This is a genomic window from Psychroserpens mesophilus, from assembly GCF_050617655.1.
Classification (GTDB): Bacteria; Bacteroidota; Bacteroidia; order Flavobacteriales; family Flavobacteriaceae; genus Psychroserpens; species Psychroserpens mesophilus_A.
Map to the genome: position 1 here is coordinate 1 of NZ_JBODQC010000215.1, position 265 is coordinate 265.

A 265-nucleotide genomic window follows, 5' to 3' on the forward strand; every position below is an offset into this window, starting at 1 on the left:
GGTCCAGCAACAGCACCGCGGTGAGTCTCATCCCGACCTGCATCGCAAAGGTCTCGACGCCGGGGACGGGTTATCTGGGCAAGGCCTACAGCGCGGGCAATCTTCCGCTGCCGCCGCCGGTACCGTTCACCATCGTCGCGGATTTCGACGAGACTTGCGATGGCGGCTTCCGTATCGTGGACCTGGGGAACATCACGGTTCCCCTGAGGATCATGTTCCAACCTGAAGGCAACTCCGCCCTGACGTCAACCAACCAAGGTATTGC

Annotated in this window: 1 protein-coding gene; it reads left to right on the plus strand. The window is 61.5% G+C overall.

Going from position 1 to position 265, the window contains the following annotated elements:
- A partial coding sequence (locus ACRHNM_RS17000) for a hypothetical protein (RefSeq protein WP_431137811.1) occupies nucleotides 1-265 on the plus strand: 265 nt, incomplete at both ends.